Annotated in this window: 17 protein-coding genes; 12 read left to right on the top strand and 5 right to left on the bottom strand. The window is 38.3% G+C overall.

Features of this window, described 5'->3' with window-relative positions; all coding sequences use genetic code 11:
* The first annotated feature begins 212 nt into the window (after positions 1-212).
* Positions 213-449: a 50S ribosomal protein L28 gene (gene rpmB, locus I6F48_RS13925; RefSeq protein ID WP_004335549.1), complete on the top strand. Its 237-nt coding sequence runs from the start codon at positions 213-215 to the stop codon at positions 447-449.
* An 11-nt stretch (positions 450-460) separates the two neighbouring features.
* Positions 461-616 (top strand): 50S ribosomal protein L33, encoded by a 156-nt coding sequence (gene rpmG / locus I6F48_RS13920; RefSeq protein WP_004335545.1) that lies wholly within the window; start codon positions 461-463, stop codon positions 614-616.
* A 199-nt stretch (positions 617-815) separates the two neighbouring features.
* On the opposite strand, the gene I6F48_RS13915 is transcribed toward rpmG, so the two are convergent.
* The gene (locus I6F48_RS13915; protein ID WP_101216007.1) at positions 816-1,742 is read right to left on the bottom strand and encodes a manganese-dependent inorganic pyrophosphatase; all 927 of its coding nucleotides are present in this window, start codon (positions 1,740-1,742) and stop codon (positions 816-818) included.
* Positions 1,743-1,860: 118 nt separating this feature from the next.
* On the opposite strand from I6F48_RS13915, the gene I6F48_RS13910 reads away from it, so the two are divergent.
* Together I6F48_RS13910 and mutM are read left to right on the top strand one after the other, a co-directional pair.
* A complete protein-coding gene (locus tag I6F48_RS13910; protein ID WP_197119671.1) occupies positions 1,861-2,376 on the top strand; it encodes a hypothetical protein in 516 nt (171 codons plus the stop codon).
* Positions 2,376-3,185 carry a bifunctional DNA-formamidopyrimidine glycosylase/DNA-(apurinic or apyrimidinic site) lyase gene (mutM, locus tag I6F48_RS13905; protein WP_007581941.1) on the top strand — a complete coding sequence of 270 codons (810 nt, stop codon included), beginning with the start codon at positions 2,376-2,378 and terminating at the stop codon, positions 3,183-3,185. Before I6F48_RS13910 ends, mutM begins: the two co-directional genes overlap by 1 nt.
* Before the next feature lie 359 nt (positions 3,186-3,544).
* On the opposite strand, the gene I6F48_RS13900 is transcribed toward mutM, so the two are convergent.
* From I6F48_RS13900 to I6F48_RS13885, 4 genes are read right to left on the bottom strand one after another with little or no spacing between them, the layout of a single operon-like run.
* Positions 3,545-4,045 carry a DUF3299 domain-containing protein gene (locus tag I6F48_RS13900; RefSeq protein ID WP_165727171.1) on the bottom strand — a complete coding sequence of 167 codons (501 nt, stop codon included), beginning with the start codon at positions 4,043-4,045 and terminating at the stop codon, positions 3,545-3,547.
* A gap of 14 nt (positions 4,046-4,059) precedes the next feature.
* Positions 4,060-5,373, bottom strand: a complete 1,314-nt coding sequence (locus I6F48_RS13895) for an ABC transporter permease (RefSeq protein ID WP_197119670.1) — start codon at positions 5,371-5,373, stop codon at positions 4,060-4,062.
* Entirely contained in the window at positions 5,370-6,068 is a 699-nt protein-coding gene (locus tag I6F48_RS13890; RefSeq protein WP_165727173.1) for an ABC transporter ATP-binding protein, read from the bottom strand. Before I6F48_RS13890 ends, I6F48_RS13895 begins: the two co-directional genes overlap by 4 nt.
* Before the next feature lie 9 nt (positions 6,069-6,077).
* On the bottom strand, positions 6,078-7,151 hold the full coding sequence (locus I6F48_RS13885; RefSeq protein ID WP_197119669.1) for a CDP-glycerol glycerophosphotransferase family protein: 1,074 nt from the start codon (positions 7,149-7,151) through the stop codon (positions 6,078-6,080).
* Positions 7,152-7,329: 178 nt separating this feature from the next.
* On the opposite strand from I6F48_RS13885, the gene I6F48_RS13880 reads away from it, so the two are divergent.
* From I6F48_RS13880 to I6F48_RS13845, 8 genes are all read left to right on the top strand, one after another.
* The gene (locus I6F48_RS13880) at positions 7,330-8,433 is read left to right on the top strand and encodes a phosphoribosylaminoimidazolesuccinocarboxamide synthase (RefSeq protein WP_197119668.1); all 1,104 of its coding nucleotides are present in this window, start codon (positions 7,330-7,332) and stop codon (positions 8,431-8,433) included.
* Positions 8,434-8,555: 122 nt separating this feature from the next.
* Positions 8,556-9,218, top strand: a complete 663-nt coding sequence (locus tag I6F48_RS13875; RefSeq protein WP_007581955.1) for a methylamine utilization protein — start codon at positions 8,556-8,558, stop codon at positions 9,216-9,218.
* Complete coding sequence (locus I6F48_RS13870) at positions 9,211-11,526, top strand: bifunctional diguanylate cyclase/phosphodiesterase (protein WP_197119667.1); 2,316 nt, start codon at positions 9,211-9,213, stop codon at positions 11,524-11,526. Before I6F48_RS13875 ends, I6F48_RS13870 begins: the two co-directional genes overlap by 8 nt.
* Complete coding sequence (locus I6F48_RS13865; RefSeq protein ID WP_165740335.1) at positions 11,513-12,346, top strand: DUF3034 family protein; 834 nt, start codon at positions 11,513-11,515, stop codon at positions 12,344-12,346. Before I6F48_RS13870 ends, I6F48_RS13865 begins: the two co-directional genes overlap by 14 nt.
* Positions 12,346-12,765, top strand: coding sequence for a group I truncated hemoglobin (locus tag I6F48_RS13860; protein WP_197119666.1), 420 nt, complete (start codon positions 12,346-12,348; stop codon positions 12,763-12,765). The genes I6F48_RS13865 and I6F48_RS13860 overlap by 1 nt, the downstream gene beginning before the upstream one ends.
* A 64-nt stretch (positions 12,766-12,829) precedes the next feature.
* The gene (locus I6F48_RS13855; protein ID WP_165727179.1) at positions 12,830-13,894 is read left to right on the top strand and encodes a CDP-glycerol glycerophosphotransferase family protein; all 1,065 of its coding nucleotides are present in this window, start codon (positions 12,830-12,832) and stop codon (positions 13,892-13,894) included.
* Positions 13,895-13,970: 76 nt separating this feature from the next.
* The gene (locus I6F48_RS13850) at positions 13,971-14,396 is read left to right on the top strand and encodes an adenylyltransferase/cytidyltransferase family protein (protein WP_004335499.1); all 426 of its coding nucleotides are present in this window, start codon (positions 13,971-13,973) and stop codon (positions 14,394-14,396) included.
* Positions 14,397-14,399: 3 nt separating this feature from the next.
* A complete protein-coding gene (locus tag I6F48_RS13845; RefSeq protein WP_165740338.1) occupies positions 14,400-15,233 on the top strand; it encodes a sulfurtransferase in 834 nt (277 codons plus the stop codon).
* Positions 15,234-15,637 lie beyond the last annotated feature (404 nt).

The raw sequence follows: 15,637 nt of genomic DNA, 5'->3' as shown, positions 1-15,637 counted from the left end.
AATTTAAATGCAGTTTTTACTTTCCCTAAGGGCATTCGATCTTTATAATTAGCCGCTATCAAATTTACATATATGAGCTGATTGGATAGATCAGTGTTTGATCTTTGCCTGTAAAAGCTGTATAAAGAGCGCCCTTCGATTTATCTCTAGGGCGGAAATACACGGCCTTAGATTAAATTAAGCTCGAGCGAAGTTATTGGAGATATATAGACATGTCTAAAGTATGTCAAGTTACAGGTAAGCGTCCTGCGGTTGGTAATCACCGTTCACACGCGAGAAACGCGACTAGACGTCGTTTCCTACCTAACCTACAAACACACCGTTTTTGGGTTGAAAGTGAAAAACGTTTTGTAACATTACGCACTACTACTAAAGGTATGCGTATTATCGATAAAAAAGGCATCGACACGGTTCTTACAGAAATCCGTGCTCGCGGCGTTAAAGTTTAAGGATCTGAATCATGCGCGATAAAATCCGTTTAGTTTCAACTGCCGGTACTGGTTTTTTCTACACTACTGACAAAAACAAACGTAACATGCCTGAGAAGATGGAAATCAAAAAGTTTGATCCAAAGATTCGTAAACATGTTCTTTTTAAAGAAGCTAAAATTAAGTAATTTTAGTTCTTTTAGAATTTAAAAACCCAGCCTAGGCTGGGTTTTTTGTTTTTAAAAATATGATCAGTGAATTGATATAAAAAAACCTCGTTGGCATAACCAACAAGGCTTTAAATCAAAAAACGTTATACCAATAACATTAAATTAGTGAGCTATTTAATGCGATAAAATAATCATGTTTTTAATAAAATTGGTATCATTAGATTTTTGTGAATGCATCTTGTAGTGGTGGAACTACTTGCTTTTTACGGCTCAGTACACCATCTAACCATACTTTATCATTCTCTGGTTTTACACCGTAAGCCTGCTCAACTAAGTTTGCATCGTCAGATACAATTAGCATTTCTGAGCCTTCTTTCATTATATCGGTAAGCAGTAAAAATACCGAGTGGCGGTTGCCCTCAACTTTTAGCTTAGCAATATCGGCTGCAAGGTCCGCTTTAATATCGTCAAAAACAGCAAGGTCGATTACTTCTAGTTGGCCAATGCCTACCAGGTTACCGTTCATGTTGAAGTCTTTAAAGTCACGCATTACTAAATCACGTGCTGGTGTGTCTTCTACCGCAGATTTAACGCGGAACATATCCATACCAAGTTCTTTAAAGTCCTCGATACCTGCAATTTCAGCAAGCGCTTCAACACATTTAATATCGGCAGTGGTACATGTTGGTGATTTAAATATGACGGTGTCGCTTAAAATTGCACACATCATAATACCCGCGATGTCTTTAGGGATTTCTACGCTGTAGAAGTCGTACATCATTTTAATAATAGTGTTTGAACAACCAACAGGACGAATCCAGCATTCAAGCGGAGTAGATGATGTTAAGTCACCTAATTTGTGGTGATCTACCACGCCAACAACGCGAGCTTGGTCGATATCATCGGGTGCTTGTGTTTTTTCTGTGTGATCTACAATATACACATCTTCACCCGCGTAGCTTAATTTAAGCTCTGGTGCTTCGAAGCCAAATTTATCAAGGATAAATTGAGTTTCAGGTGAAATTTCACCAAGACGAGTTGGAATTGCAGGCTCATCGATTTGGTTTTTTAAATAAGCCAGTGCAATTGCACCACAAATAGAATCTGAATCTGGGATTTTATGGCCCACTACATACATAGACATTGACGGAACTCCTTTAAATTTGCCGATATTCTAACAAAGTCTGCGGCCTTTAACATATAGACAGCGCAATTAAGTTTTAGTTACACTTTAAAATCTTGAATTTACTAGGTGTATTAATATGCGACTGGGCCGTAAAGGTTGGAACAACGTTATAATATTTTCGATGTTGATTATGATCTTCTTCTTAAATGGCTGGCATAAGCAACTTTTGGGAGGGGAGGATAAACCAACATTACAAGCCGTACTCCCCCAGCAAAGTTTTGTACTGACACTGCAATTTGTTGATCAAAAAATTGAGCGAATAGGAACAAGCTGGCGTACAACCCCACTACAAAAAGACATACCGCTTGTGTGGCAAGCATCTGAGCAGCAACTTAGTGATTTAATTAATCAGTGGCAAAGCGCGCAGTTAATGGGCGTTAACGAATCTGTTGTTTTTAATCCTAATGAACCTTTATATGTTGCTGCATTTGAGTTGGCTGGCGAGAGTTTACCTTGGGTTTATTTGCTTTATAAAGGCGATGGGCAATATTACTTACTCGAAAAGAGTAGCCAACGAATACTCGCACTCGATTTAAAAACTGCACAGCAGTTATTTCCTAGTTTTGATTTTTCACAAAGTGAGTCTAATTAATGCCTGAATTACCAGAGGTAGAAGTGAGCCGAATGGGCATCACTCCCCACGTACAAAACCAAGTAGTTACTAAGGTAAATATTTATAATGCCAGTATGCGCTGGCCAGTGCCTGATGACGTGTATCAGCTTGAAGGGCTAATTGTTACTAGTATTGAACGACGAGCTAAATATTTACTTTTACACTGTGAACTGGGCAGCACTATTTTACACTTGGGTATGTCGGGTAATTTACGTGTTGTAGATAAAAGTGAGCCGCTTAAAAAACATGACCATGTTGAGTTTATTTTTGGCAACGGTAAAGCACTGCGCTTAAACGATCCTCGTCGCTTTGGTTGTTGCTTATGGCAAGAGCCAGGTGAAGTGCATAAGCTACTCTCTAAGCTTGGCCCTGAGCCGCTTACCGATGACTTTTTTGCTAAACGCGTGTACGAACAATCGCGCAATAAAAAAGTACCCGTAAAGCAGTTTATTATGGATAACGCAGTGGTGGTTGGAGTTGGTAATATTTACGCGAATGAATCGTTATTTAAAGCGGGTATACATCCAAAGCGAGAAGCGGGAAAAGTATCGCTCAAACGTTATCAAGCACTTATCCCTATTATAAAAGACACGCTTGCTGCGGCTATTATGCAAGGTGGTACAACGCTTAAAGACTTTGCACAAAGTGATGGTAAGCCAGGGTATTTTGCTCAAGAGTTATTAGTATATGGGCGTAAAGGCAAGCCATGTATGACGTGCGAAAACGAATTGGAAGAAATTAGATTGGGGCAGCGCAGTACTATTTTTTGCTCAAATTGCCAAAAGTAGTTATCCAGGGCGTGTTGACCTTTCGTGATTAATTTTGCAGCAGACTGTTTGGTATTTAGGCAAGGTAGAGCCTATGTAGTGTGGTTATTCCCCATAAATTGGCGATAACGCAGAATAAATGCCAAACATGCGCTGTCCTTTGGATTCTTTCTAGGGACGATTAACTCTTTGTTGCTCGATTTTTACTTAGCCCGCTAGGTTACAAACCTCGCGCCGCGATTAAATCGCCCCTAGATTGAACAAATTTCAATCCACAAAGATCAACACGCCCTAGTTATTTGAGTATTCAGTTATTTAAATTTTATCGATTCTAAATTTAATGATATTTAAGGGCCAGCTTTAAAAGCTGGCCCTTTATTTTAAAGCTCGAACGGTGCTACACCGACCGCTTTCATTTTATATCCTACCTGCGCTATTTCGCCCGACCATGTTTCTGTACTAATTATTCCGGTCACGACAATTGCGTCGTATAGGCTATCTATTGGTACTCCACCTTTAATTGTTACATGGACTATTTGATTTGGCGGTGGTGGTGGTACGTGTATACAGGCGCCAAAATAAGGAACGAGTAAAAACTCGGTAATTACTTCGCTATCGCCCTCAAGTGGCACAACAAAACCAGGCAAACTCACCGATTGGCCATCAAGTGCCTTTACCACTGGAGCATCTAAATCGGGTTGCACCCAGTTTTGATCACTACCTTGGTGATTAGCTTGTGCTTGAGTGTCTATTTGCACGTGGTTTTTAGGGATTAAGTCTTCCCAAAAAATTTCTTTTGGTGGATTAGCATAACTCGCTACGCTTATAAATAATAAGCCAATAGCAGCAATGTACTGAAAAGCTGTTTTAAAAAATGTCATAAAATCCCTAAAAATTATGCTTTTATACTCATACCATCGCTGAGTGAATAAAAATAAGCGCGAGTAGCGGGTATTAAGCCAATAATAAAACCGGCTGCCATAATAACGCCGATTAAGCCCAGTTCATAGTAAGAGAGTATTGTGATATTTACGCTTATACCGGCATGACTTTGTAAGTAACCGCCGGCTGAAAAAATAGCTAAATAGTAAAGCACACTACCTGCTAGGCAACCAAGTAAAGTGGTCAGTAGTGACTCAATACTTATAAGTGTAAATAAATGCCAAGGGCGAGCGCCTACCGAACGTAATATAGCAAGTTCGCGATGACGCTGACTCAGGTTTGCGAGCAATGTCGTTAGCATGCCAAGTAGGCTAATTAACACGACAACAGCTGAGAATAGCAAAAGTATTTTTTCTACTATGGCGAGCATTTCCCATAACTCTTTAAGTGTTACGGTTGGCATAATGCCAAGCAGGGCTTCTTGCTTATATTGATTTATATTGCGCCTAATTTGTAGTGTGTATAAAGGCGAATTAAACCCCATTAAAAATGCCGTAATTTGTTTAGGATGACCTGTTAAATCATTATGCTTTTCGTGTTCAGCGTGTTCAGCGTGTTCAGCGTGTTCAGCGTGTTCAGCGTGTTCAGCGTGTTCAGCGTGTTCAGCGTGTTCAGCGTGAACTGGACTTGATCCGCCGTGAATTAAATCTATTGCAGCTAAAGGTATATGTAATGTTTTATCAACAGGCGTGCCTGTTGGATTTAAAATACCGACGATTTTAAATGGGTTGTCGTCATGATGATGAAAGCTGGTGTTCCCCATACCGTGCGATATAACAATAGAGTCGTTAAGTTTATAACCTAATTTATTAGCGACTTCACTACCTAGCACCACTTCGTTAATTGCAGCAAAAGGGTGGCCTTTATTAAAGGTTAAATTTTGTTTTTTTGCAAAGCGATAATGGCTAAAATAATCAAGTGTTGTGCCTAGTACCGCTTGGCCTTTATGGCTGTCGCCTAGGCTTATAGGTATGCTCCATTTTACGCCTCGCTGACTGGTTATGTATTCATAACTTTTCCAGCTTACGCCGTTATTAGTATGGCCGATTCTAAATACTGACGAAAGCAGCAACTGTATGTCGCCGGTACGTGCACCAACAATTAAATCAGTGCCCGAAATAGTATTACTAAAACTACTTTTAGCATCAATTCGTACACGTTCAATACTTAAAAGTAGCATTACACTAATTGCGATAGTAAATAATGTAAGCAGTACACTTGCGCGGCGGTTTAATAAGCTTTTGTAAGCAAGTTTAGCGAGAATCATACTTGTTCCTGCAAGCTTATAAGGTCAATGGAGCGGTCAAATAAAGGCTTTAGTGTTTCATCGTGGCTCACAAATACCAGCGTACTATTAGATAACGTTGCCTGCTCAAACAGTAGGTTTATAAAGCTTTCACGGTTATTTGTATCGAGTGCAGATGTGGGCTCATCAGCAATTATTAATTCAGGGCTGCCTATAAATGCGCGAGCGGCAGCAACGCGCTGTTGCTGTCCAATACTCAATGTCGCTACATCTTTATGGTGATACTGCGCAGTAAGACCTAAAGCATTTAATAACCGCATCGCTTCTTTTTGTAAGGCAGAGTTTTTATTTGATGATTGCTTTAATATTTTTTGTTTTCGGCTTTTTGAAAACTCACACCCAAGCGTTATATTTTCAATAGGAGTTAAATAAGGAAGCAGGTTAAAGTTTTGAAAAATGTAGCCAATGTGATCCGCTCTAAAAACATCACGGGTAGTATTGCTTAATGTAGTTAGGTTTTGGTCTAAAATTGATACCTCACCGCTGGTGGCTGTATTAATACCAGCAAGAATCGCTAACAATGTCGATTTACCTGAGCCACTAGGACCGTGTAAAAAAATATGCTCACCTTTTTCTATAACTAACTCTTTTATGTTGAGCGTGGGTGAGCTATCGCTTTTATGCCACTTAAAAGTTACGTTTTTTAGGTTGATCATTACTTTATTTTACCATTTCCAATAATTGAGGTTTCTGCGCGTTTTAAATTGCCTAATAATATTAAATGGCTTAGGTTTTAGTTTATCTTCACTTAATAAAAACTCATTTGTTGCAGCAACTACGCGTTCACTCGACTGCCCATCAGTATATGGATGAAGCTCTTGGCAATAGTTTTCAATGTTTTTCATAAGTGTTTTAGGGTACGTGAAAGCCTGCTCTAAGGCTTCTTCAACTTTATTAGGGTCTGTTACATTAAGTAGGTGTTCCTCAGGAGCATTATTACAAAAGGTGACCACAGGTTTTCGTTGGACTAAAAACATTAAAAGTACTGATGATGTATCGCATAACATAACATCGGCTGATTTTAATAAAGGGACTACGTCGTCGGTCTCAATAAACGTTAAATTTTGATTGCTTAATGCCTTATATTTGCTCACCAATTCAGTTGGCATTTTTGGATGAAATTGCATTAAAATTCGCCATTTTCCGGTTTCACTAAAATGTTTTATTTGCTCATATAGCTTTGGTGCAAGCGATAGTCGCTTTGAAAATGTAGAGCAGATTAATAAGGTTAGTCGGGTGTCTGATTTATTTGTATAAGGCGTTTCGGTGATGCCATCAAATAATCGGTCAAGAGGAGGCCAGCCAGTTTCTGTTACCTTGAAATAGCCTAGTTTTCTTTGTAAGGCTTTAAATGGGATTGTTGTATTTGGGCCTTGTGTACAATACAGATCGAAACAACCTCTAGCTTTAAGATGATCGTTATTCCCTTTTTTATCTAGCTTACCTGCATCAAAGCCATGAAACACACCTACTTTGATACCAGGGAAAAAAGTGGGTATTAAATTAGCCGGTGCAAACGTTGCATCGGGTTTCCATTCGTGAATATCTTCTATTGTATTAAGCCGTTTTTCTTCTTTTTTTAAAAAATTAGGATTGACTGCCAAACCTTGTAAAAACCAGCGCACTTCACCACCATGAGCTAATATTGCAGCCTGAATAGGCCTCAAAATAGCATATGAATAATTTTGAGAAATATACATCAAGTATTTTTTATTTTTAGTGGCAGTTAAGTAGTTCAAGCTATCTCCTCAGGCTGGTTGGCACATTAAGTTTACCCCATTGCGACTCGCTTATAAATATATGCCTTTATTTGTTTTAAGCATCCGATTGAGCTTTGAGGTTGGCTAGATTATTATACAGCCCATATAACCCCATACCATACTTTGCTCAAAGAGCATCCCTAACCCCGGAGATAGCATGACTAGCTATAAAGTTTTAGACGTAAACGATGATTTACCCATTCGTACCAAAGGTGAAGTACACAGCGGTAAAGTTCGTTCGGTTTATTGGTTAACTGATGAAGACAGCGCACGATTAATTAAAGACAAAGGCTACCAAGTACCGACAGGTACTGAGCTTGCGATTATGGTTATTTCAGACCGAATTTCTGCATTTGATTGCATTTGGCAAGGTGAAAATGGCTTAAATGGCGTACCAGGTAAAGGTATAGCGTTAAACTCAGTGGCAGCCCATTGGTTTAAGTTATTTGATAAAGCGGGTCTTGCGGGTAATCATATTGTTGATATTCCGCATCCGTATGTGTGGATTGTACGCAAAGCCAGTACAGTAAAAGTAGAGGCAATTGCTCGCCAATATATTACGGGTAGCATGTGGCGTGACTACGCTAAAGGCATACGTAACTTTTGTGGTATTGACTTGCCAGAGGATTTAAAAGCGAACCAAAAGCTTGATAACGTTTTAATTACGCCATCAACAAAAGGTATTATTGAAGGCGTTGCTGATATTCCGCCAGTTGATGATGTAAATATAACTCGCGCTAACATTACTAATAACTTAGATGTATTTAACTTTAAATCGGCAGATGACGTAACCAAATACGAAAAACTGTTAGTTGAAGGTTTTAAATTAATTAGTGATGAGCTAGCGAAGCTTAACCAAATTTTTGTAGATACAAAATTTGAGTTTGGTTATGTAGAGGATTTAAATGGCGCGCAACAGCTTATATATATTGATGAAGTAGGCACGCCTGATTCGTCACGTATTTGGGATGAAGCAGCATACAAAAATGGTAAAATTGTTGAAAATTCTAAAGAAGGTTTTCGCCAATTACTTATTAATAATGTGCCAGAGAGCGACGTATTATTAAATAAAGATCGCATGAGAGAGCGTGAGCAATTAGCAAAAGATTATATTTTACCAGAATCAGTAATGCTTGAAGTGTCAAATACCTATGTTGGCATAGCGAGCAAAATTGTAGGTAAAGATATTGTGATCCCAGAGAATCCTCGTCAAGAAGTCATTACTATTTTAGATAACGATTACGGATTAATTGTTAAATAGCAGCACTTAAGTGCTAACAAAGCCAGTAACTAAGTCTTTATTTTTAGTTACTGGGCTATAATTCTTGCAATTAGTGCTCGTCTCTAATTAACTTAACCTAACATTAATATTTAGGTGTTGTTATGTTTGAGCGGGCATTGCAAAAGTTTGCTAAAAGTCATTACTTTTTAGCTATAGGTTTGTTTTTTAGTCAGTTTGCTTTAAGTGCGAATATTGAATTAGTAATAGAAGATCAACACGGCCAAAAGTTATCAGGTGCAGTGGTTGAGCTTAATATTGCTGACAAACAAGCCACACCATCAAATTTGCCCATTGCTATAATGGATCAAGTCCATAAGCAGTTTTTACCCGAATTATTAGTTGTACAACAGGGTCAAAAAGTTAACTTTCCTAACAGCGATAATATTCGCCATCATGTTTATTCTTTTTCACAAGCTAAGCCTTTTCAACTAAGATTATATTCAGGGCAACCAAAAGAGCCCATTACGTTTGAGCAACAAGGGGTTGTTGTTTTAGGGTGTAATATTCATGACTCTATGGTTGGCTATATCTATGTAGCGAGTAGTGAATCCGTATATAAAACAGATAAAAAAGGCTATGTTAGTTTGCCTATTAATACGCTGCCTGCACAAGTGAGTGTGTGGCACCCTTTACAAACAGCGCCATTGGAGAATAAAAAAATGATAACAATTAATTCTCAAAAACAGTTACAGATAACAGTAAACACATCGACCCCAGCACCTAGAAATACCTTTGGTAGTAAGTTTAAGGCTGGTAATGACTAATAGTTTACGAAATCGCATAACCATTTTATGTGTTGGCTTAGTGTTATTAACCACTATGGTCAGCTTGTTTAGTTTTTGGTGGTCTACGAGTAAGTTTCAAGAAGAAAAAGTAAATCAAGACATTACCGTAGCGCAAAATGTTTATAAGCAATATTTAAAATCAAAAGAAAGCCTACTACTAACCGCAGCAAAAGTACTCACCTCCGACTTTGGTTTTAAGCAAGCTGTAGCAACGCGGGATGCCGGGACAATAAGCAGTGTGTTGTTTAATCATAGCCAACGTATTGATGCCGAATTAATGCTGCTACTTGATTTATCGGGTAGGCTAATTTCCGCCAATACTGACGAAGACGCTTTTGCACATAACTTAAAGCCGTTAATGGAAGAGCTTTTAAGTGCGCCAGAAGAGTCTAGTTTTGTGGTGCTAAATAACGAGCTTTACCAAATTATTTTATTACCCGTAAGAGCGCCACGTACAGTGGCCTATAGTTTGGTGGGTTTTAAAATTGATGACAATGTAGCCCATGAACTAAAAAGCTTAACAGGCATGGATGTGAGCTTTATAGGTAGCGCTGACGATATTGTTATTAGTTCATTAGCTAATCGCCCTGAGCAATTTGAACCTGTTAGCTATTTTAGTACCGTAACCACATCGCGTTTTTTTGGTGAGTATTTGGTGTATCGTAACCGAGATATAGATTTACCATCGTTGTTGACCCATCCTATAATTATTTTACTGAGCGCCGACTTAACACAAAGTTATAGTGACTTCGAAAAACTTCTTTTTACACTTATTATTTTAGCTATTTTAACTATGTTTGTAGGTGTTATTACGAGCAGCATATTTGCAAATAACTTAACTACGCCACTTACTCAACTAGCTGTAATAGCAAGGCAATTTGCACAAGGTAATTATGCTTTTGAATTTAAAGGGCGAAGGCAAAGTACCGAAATAGACACGCTAGTCGCAGCGTTTGATAGCATGGGTAATGATATTAATCAGCGCGAGCAACAAATTAGCTTTCAAGCCAGACACGACTCCCTAACAGGCTTTTATAACCGCTCAGCCATGCTTGAGGTGCTTGATGAAGAGTTAGATTCATCAGCCGAGTACACGCTCGTTGCAATAGACATCAAAGGTCTTCGCCATATAAACGATAAGCTCGGTCCGCGCATTGGTGATGACTGCCTAAAGGCGGTTGCTTGCAGGATAAGTGAGTTTTCGGATGAGTTAGGGGGCTTTCATGCTCGTATTGGCGGCGATGAGTTTTTAACTGTGTTTCCGACTGCGGCAGCGCGCGAACACAAAAGCGGTATTGTTGGCTTAATGGCACAATTACAAGCGTGCTACACCATTCAAAAACTAAAAATTAACTTACGCTTTAGTGCGGGCATTGTGCAGTATCCTACGCAAGGAATTGCAAGTGATGACTTAATGCGCCGCGTGCTAATTGCTGTTGAAAGTGCTGCAAACACACAAGAGAGCATACATTATTATCAAAATGGTGAAGACGAGGCGCACTTAGAGCGCTTAATAATGCTTGATGAATTAAAGCAGGCAATTAGTGATGATGATGGTCAGCTATTTATGACCTATCAGCCAAAATTACACATGAAAACGCAAAAAATAGATAAAGTTGAGTCGCTTATTCGCTGGCAGCGAAAAGATGGTAGTTGGGTTAATCCTGAACTGTTTATTGACTTAGCTGAGCAGTCGGGCCTTATTGTTGAGCTTACAGGGTGGGTTGTTAATACGGTTGTAGCACAAGTAGCGGATTGGCAGTCTAAAAATATAAACTTACAGGCTGCAATAAATGTATCTGCGCAAGATATAGCATTTCCGGGCTTTCATGCTGCATTAGTTCGTACGCTTAAAAAGTACAAAGTAGATCCTAAGCTGATTACTATTGAGCTTACTGAGCGCGATATGATCGAAAACGAAGAAAAAGGTATTAAAGCGCTCGAAAACCTAAAGGCAATTGGCGTTAAAATATCATTAGATGATTATGGTGTAGGGCAAACATCACTTGGTCGATTAAAAATGTTACCGATTGATGAGCTTAAGCTAGATAAGTGCTTTATCCTAAAACTTGATGAATCGCAAAAAGATCAATTTATAGTGCAATCATCAATTACGTTGGGGCATCAGCTAGGTTTCTCGGTTGTAGCTGAGGGGGTTGAAACACTTGGCTCATTAAATTTACTTAGAGGTATGCAGTGTGACCATGCACAAGGCTATTACTTAAGTAGGCCTTTAAAAGCAGAACTATTAGAAGAATGGCTGGAGGAATACTATGAAAAAAATTAAATACTTATTAGCAAGTTTGTTTTTAATAATTAGTGTACCGAGCATTGCAAGCAATGGAAAACTGCTAGCTACGCCGGGCGTTTCTCAAATTGAAGGCAGTGGCGGCGGTGGTATTGTACCGTGGGCACAACTTGCTGGGTACGCAAGTGATGACGAATTTTCGGTAAATGGCTTTTGTAGCCGCGCAGATGTAACCGACTACACACTTGACGTATGTGGTGCACAACTTAATTTATTTAATCGTGTTGAGCTCAGTTATGCCCAACAGCGCTTTGATGTACCAGCACTTGATGCTGAAATAGAGCAATCAATTACAGGTGCTAAAATACGTTTATACGGTGATATTGTTTACAGTGATTGGCCACAACTTAGCTTAGGTATTCAGCATAAATCACTGGATGATGGCAGTATTGCAGCACTTGTAGGCGCAGAAGATACTAGCGGCACTGACTATTACCTCGCTGCTAGTAAATTACATTTAGGGGCCATTGCTGGTTATAACTGGTTTTGGAACGTAACTACACGATACAGCGAAGCTAATCAACTTGGTTTGCTTGGCTACGGTGGAGAAAATGGTAGTGGTAAAGTGCTATTTGAAGGCAGCACAGCTATATTTTTTAGTCGTGAAGTAGCCGTAGGTGTTGAGTATCGTCAAAAATCAAATAACTTAAACTTAGGCGAACAAGATTGGAAAGACTTATTTGTAGCATGGATGCCTAATAAGCACGTAAGTGTGACAGCGGCTTACCTTGATTTAGGAAGCATTGCAGGGGCTGACGATCAAACAGGTTGGTATTTATCGGTAACAGGGTATTGGTAATGAAAAGCGTTGGTATTTTTATAGTATGCGTAGGATTGCTTTGTAGTTGTGCTAGCTCAACACAATTATCGCTTTATCAAAAGCTCGATGGTAAAGCGGGGATAGGCAGAATTGTTGATAGCTTTATCTATCAAATAGGTAATGACGAGCAGATAATTCATTACTTTGAACACAGTAATATAGCGTACTTTCGCCAAGGGTTTATTACTCATATGTGCATGTTAGTAGAAGGCCCATGTACATACGATGGCGACTCTATGGTGGCTATTCATACTGGTATGCATATTACAGAGAAAGATTTTAATCATGTTGTTGATTTGCTTATAAATGCAATGAATGAGCAAAATATTAGCCATAGCTTACAAAACGATATTCTTTCTAGAATGGCGCCACTTCGTAGTGAAATTATAAAAATATAATCACTTTGTTTTTGTTATGCTCCTTTCAAGGTAGAATATAAAGAAAAAATAATAGTGATCCTATATGAATATAATTTTTGATACACAAAGCCTTTACTATCTCCCTCAGTATATCCCTGTATATAAAGAATTATGTAGAAATGGCATCAAAAGTAAATTTGTATTTTATAAAAATAGCCATGAACATTTAATTCAGCGTGTTATAGATGACTATGACTTAGAGCACATCTGGGTTAACGAACAACAACAATCAATTGCTTATTACGAAAATGAAAAAGCTGATTGGGTTTTTTTTGCTAACTCTTTTTGTTACCTAGACCGCTTACATAAAGTATCTAAAAGCGCTCAGCTCGGACATGGAATAGGCCCTAAATCAAGTTACTATACTAAGTCTAGTCAAGCAATGACAGTTAGGTTTGTTGAAGGTCAGTACAGACTAAACCGTTTAAAATCAATGTATCCAAATGATGAATTTGTTGATGTAGGCTTTTGCAAATTAGACCCTATTTTCAATAAGGAAAAAATTGATGGCACGTTAGAATTAACTAACTTTGATAATAAAAAACAAACTATTTTATACGCTCCTACATTTTATCCAAGCAGCTTAGAGTTATTTCCTGAAAATTGGCCGGAACATTTTGGCGATTACAACATCTTAATAAAACCTCATTACTTTTCTATTAGTAAAGAGCGTTATAAAAAACACGTGAAATTGCTAGATCATTGGTCAACGTATCCCAATGTATATTTAGCAAAAGTAGAAGATTATTCGTTAGTGCCTTTTTTAGATAAAGCAGATTTATTGATTAGTGATGCATCATCAGCTTTATTTGAATTTGCTCTGTTAAACAAGCCGGTCATTTGGTGCGATTTTTTGAAGTTGCGTTGGGGATACAAAGGAATATTTTCATATCGTTTTAAAAAGCGAATGGATCAAGATTATGGTGAGTATGCGAATGTTGCTATACACGCCAAAAAATATAAAAACCTTAAAAAGTTAGTTGAACAACAACTGGCTGAACCAGAAAGCTTAGCTAATATTAGATTGTCTTTATCAGAAAAGTTAGCGGGTAAAATGGACGGTAAAGCAAGTAACAGAATTGTTCAATATTTAATAAAAAATAAATAACTATTACAAAAGTATTTGGATGTAATCGAACTACTAAAAGGATTTATAAACTCTAAATTATAATTGGGCTTTAGAAATGAAAAAAATTGGATATACAACGGGTGTTTTTGACTTATTCCACATAGGTCATTTAAATATTCTGAAAAGAGCCAAATTAGAGTGTGATTACTTAATTGTGGGTATTACTACCGATGAGTTAAGCAAGTCAGCTAAAAATAAAGAGCCAGTGATTCCTTTTCAGGAGCGTATGGAAATAGTTGAAGCAATAAAATTTGTTGATGAAGTTGTTCCCCAGGTTAACTATGACAAAGAAGAAGCCTGGAACAACTTAAAATTTGATAAAATGTTCGTGGGTGATGATTGGAAGGGCACCGATAAGTGGAACCAAATAGAAGCTGACTTTAAAAAGTTTAATGTTGAAATATGTTATTTCTCTTATACCTCTCATACATCTAGTACGAAATTAAGAAACGTATTAGACAAAATATGTAGTGCTAAATAATTAATGAAAAACCTAATTAGCTGTCAGCAATTACACGAGCAACTTAATAATCCTGCATTAGTGATATTTGATGCAGGTATGCTGCGCCCAGGTGTTTTGGGTACTTATTCGCCGCAAGCAATGCTGCCTAACGCTAAACGTTTTGACATAAAAAACGAATTGGCCGATAGATCAAATCCCTTACCAAGTATGGTATGCAGCGAGCAGCAGTTTACCCACATGATGCAAAATGCAGGTGTAAATAACGACTCGTTTATAGTTGTATACGAAGATGGCGGTTTATTTAGCGCAGCAAGAGCGTGGTGGATGTTTAAAGCTATGGGGCATCACAATGTTAAAGTACTCAGTGGTGGCCTTAAAAAGTGGTTAGAGAGCGATTACGCCACACAACAAGGTTATAGCAAAGCGTCAGGTAAAGGTGATTTTACGGCAAACTATAACTCTGCGTATTTTATTAATAGCCAACAAGTGGTTGACGTAATCGATGAGCCCAGCACTGCATTGCTAGATGCACGTGCTTATAAGCGTTTTACAGGCGAAGAAAGTGAACCCCGAAAAGGTATGCGTAGCGGGCATATCCCAAATAGTCGCTCGTTACCTTTTATGAATTTACTCAATAAAGGTGAAGCAAAACCACTTACTGAAATTAAAGCGATATTTAATGACGTGGTTGATGATGCGCAGCAGCTACAATTTAGCTGTGGCTCAGGTATTACAGCCTGTGTTTTAGCGTTATTTGCTACCGAGTGTGGTTACAGTAATTTAAGCGTTTATGATGGTTCGTGGAGTGAGTGGGGCGCAAGTGATTCATTGCCCATCGCCACGGGAGAAAAGTAGACGTGTTGGATATGTAAAGCTTGCTCACGTTAAAAGCGCAGCGTCTCTAAACCTCTTTGTGAATAACAGTATTTAAAAATATTACTCACAAGGAGAAGTGAAAGAGAAGAAAATGAGAAGGTAAAACTAATGCTTACTCTAAAAGCGCAGCGCCTCTAAACCTCTTTGTGAATAACAGTATTTAAAAATATTACTCACAAGGAGAAGTGAAAGAGAAGAAAATGAGGAGGTAAAACTAATGCTTACTCTAAAAACGCAGCGCCTCTAAACCTCTTTGTGAATAACCGGAGTTTTTCAAGTTAGTTGTCGCATCAAATTAAATTTTATGCCGCCCGCATTGCTTCTTTTTTCTCTGGATTTAAATTTACTTCATTGATCATCGTCCAATCTCGAGACTTTCCTGA

The organism is Pseudoalteromonas sp. SWYJ118 (genome assembly GCF_015864505.1).
In the GTDB taxonomy this organism is placed as follows: Bacteria; Pseudomonadota; Gammaproteobacteria; order Enterobacterales; family Alteromonadaceae; genus Pseudoalteromonas; species Pseudoalteromonas arctica.
Note: the sequence above shows the minus strand (reverse complement) of the source record. Positions and strands in the feature narration are given on the sequence as shown.

Bases quoted from the DNA above. Each gene is read 5' to 3' on its own strand.
- rpmG (WP_004335545.1), top strand. From the start codon at position 461: ATGCGCGATAAAATCCGTTTAGTTTCAACTGCCGGTACTGGTTTTTTC.
- I6F48_RS13910 (WP_197119671.1), top strand. From the start codon at position 1,861: ATGCGACTGGGCCGTAAAGGTTGGAACAACGTTATAATATTTTCGATG.
- I6F48_RS13890 (WP_165727173.1), bottom strand. From the start codon at position 6,068: ATGATCAACCTAAAAAACGTAACTTTTAAGTGGCATAAAAGCGATAGC.
- I6F48_RS13850 (WP_004335499.1), top strand. From the start codon at position 13,971: ATGAAAAAAATTGGATATACAACGGGTGTTTTTGACTTATTCCACATA.
- I6F48_RS13915 (WP_101216007.1), bottom strand. From the start codon at position 1,742: ATGTCTATGTATGTAGTGGGCCATAAAATCCCAGATTCAGATTCTATT.
- I6F48_RS13845 (WP_165740338.1), top strand. From the start codon at position 14,400: ATGAAAAACCTAATTAGCTGTCAGCAATTACACGAGCAACTTAATAAT.
- I6F48_RS13895 (WP_197119670.1), bottom strand. From the start codon at position 5,373: ATGATTCTCGCTAAACTTGCTTACAAAAGCTTATTAAACCGCCGCGCA.
- I6F48_RS13900 (WP_165727171.1), bottom strand. From the start codon at position 4,045: ATGACATTTTTTAAAACAGCTTTTCAGTACATTGCTGCTATTGGCTTA.
- I6F48_RS13870 (WP_197119667.1), top strand. From the start codon at position 9,211: ATGACTAATAGTTTACGAAATCGCATAACCATTTTATGTGTTGGCTTA.
- I6F48_RS13855 (WP_165727179.1), top strand. From the start codon at position 12,830: ATGAATATAATTTTTGATACACAAAGCCTTTACTATCTCCCTCAGTAT.
- rpmB (WP_004335549.1), top strand. From the start codon at position 213: ATGTCTAAAGTATGTCAAGTTACAGGTAAGCGTCCTGCGGTTGGTAAT.
- I6F48_RS13865 (WP_165740335.1), top strand. From the start codon at position 11,513: ATGAAAAAAATTAAATACTTATTAGCAAGTTTGTTTTTAATAATTAGT.
- I6F48_RS13860 (WP_197119666.1), top strand. From the start codon at position 12,346: ATGAAAAGCGTTGGTATTTTTATAGTATGCGTAGGATTGCTTTGTAGT.
- I6F48_RS13880 (WP_197119668.1), top strand. From the start codon at position 7,330: ATGACTAGCTATAAAGTTTTAGACGTAAACGATGATTTACCCATTCGT.
- mutM (WP_007581941.1), top strand. From the start codon at position 2,376: ATGCCTGAATTACCAGAGGTAGAAGTGAGCCGAATGGGCATCACTCCC.
- I6F48_RS13875 (WP_007581955.1), top strand. From the start codon at position 8,556: ATGTTTGAGCGGGCATTGCAAAAGTTTGCTAAAAGTCATTACTTTTTA.